General features: G+C 54.9%; 1 protein-coding gene. It reads right to left on the bottom strand.

Annotated features, from left to right (window positions below):
- Positions 1 to 525: 525 nt before the first annotated feature.
- Complete coding sequence (locus WCJ41_RS21955) at positions 526 to 1,263, bottom strand: DUF6065 family protein (protein WP_336907960.1); 738 nt, start codon at positions 1,261 to 1,263, stop codon at positions 526 to 528.
- Between the last annotated feature and the right edge of the window lie 564 nt (positions 1,264 to 1,827).

The raw sequence follows: 1,827 nt of genomic DNA on the forward strand, positions 1-1,827 counted from the left end.
ACCCACCCCCGCCGCTTCTCCGCCGGCATCGCCTCCGACTGAGCAGTCTCCGCCATCTCCTCCGTCTCCGAAGTCTCCGCCGTCTCCGCCGGAGTCACCTCCGCCTGCATCGCCGCCGCCGCGTCATGATCATGAGCATGGTAACAACGGGCACGGTAATGACCCGGATCGTTACGACAACTCCAACCCAGGTCGTAAGAGCGGTCGCGACGGCTCGGACAATGATGGAAGGCCCGGCAGCGGCCATAACAACCACTGAGCTGAGCTCGATTTACTTTCAACAACGGAAAGCGCCTCCAAAAGGGGGCGCTTTTCATTTGGGCGCAAAGAACAAGCGCATAGGGTTGGGGTGGCGCGGATCGTGGAACGAAATCACTCCCGCAGCATCGAGGGTGCTGCCATCACATGGCAAACCGCGATAGTACGGTGCCGGAGCCACGATGGTGGACGCCGCATCAGGAGACAAGCAGGGGAAATGATCAAGGCGCGGTCCCTCCCCTGCACTCGGACGGAAGACGCAGTCAGCTAGACCTTCTTCGGCATCTTCAAGCGGCGCTTGGCAAGATGAAAGTCCACCTTGCTGCCATCGAACTGCTTGCCATGTGCATAGGTCTTCTGCCACTTGGCTGCCACGGCCTCGGGATCCCTCTCGTTGAGCCGCTTGTTGAAGTTGTTGCGGCTCTCTGCCCAGTTCTCATATTCAGCCTTCAGGTCGGGATCATCGTCTAGGCGCAGGATTTCAGGTTGCACATCCTCTATCAGCGCATGCGGGAAAAGAGTAATGAAGCAGAAGGGTTCGCCGCGCTCGAAGTGTACCTTGCCCGGCTTGGAGAAGCGCCAGTTCATCGTGAAGGTGAAGGGAAGCCAGTCGGTTTCCACGAGCCCATCGAGTGGCGCACAGTTGCTTTTCGCGGTGTTGGGTGCTCCGCGCACCCATAGCGCCCAACCGGGGGATGTACGGAACAGATAGCCCGGATGGAAAGTCAGCACCCCACTGCCGAAGTGGCTCGCCACGAAATGGGAGAGGCTCCTTTCGCTGTGCGACTCGACGGTGATGTCGTTCAGGCTGTCGCCGCCATTCCACTCCGCCGTGAAACCGTCGGGGCAGAGTATCTCCCAACCCGACGAATTGGCAATTGCCAGTGGAATGCAGCGATAGGCGAAGCGCTCAGGCGTTTCGTCCATCCACTGCCGTTCAGGTCTTGCGGGAACAATTGATGGCGATCCATTATGCAATCCATAACAAAGGAGTTTTGGCTTCATATAGTCAGCCGAAACAGTCAATTTATTCGAACTCCTTTAGTTGCTGAACTGGCCTGAGCAACTCTGAAAATGCAACGAGAATTCATTGGATTCATGCAGCGCTCTTTCAGTTTCATGAGGGGTCAGTGCCAATAATTCCGTCAAGACTTTAATACTCGAAATCCCTGGTTCTGCTGAACGATTTCAACGAGCGTCGGTTTTTGCGCCACCTTTGCGGCATACCTCGTTCTTCACTCCGCTCTGAAAAACAGTCACGAGAGGCTTGAGACTCCCAGACGTCTTCAACTCAAGGCGTACAATCGATTGATCCCAAACCAGAGCAGCGCGTCCAGAACGACGTTTAAGCGTAATTCGAAGCACACCGCTTCTATTTCCAGGGTGTTTACCATAGCTGAGTTCTCCGCGATTTCTGCCCCGCGAAGCAAAGGGCAGGCTCTCGCTGTTTGCCATAACCCCTTCGAAGCTAAACCGTATACAGAAACTAATTCTAGTTAAGAGTGTGTATCGAGTTAGTTCACAGCATTCATGCTTGTCTTAACTTTTTTCTTGCTGGCTTTTTTATTA

It is taken from the genome of Aestuariivirga sp. (genome assembly GCF_037139295.1).
Classification (GTDB): Bacteria; Pseudomonadota; Alphaproteobacteria; order Rhizobiales; family Aestuariivirgaceae; genus Aestuariivirga.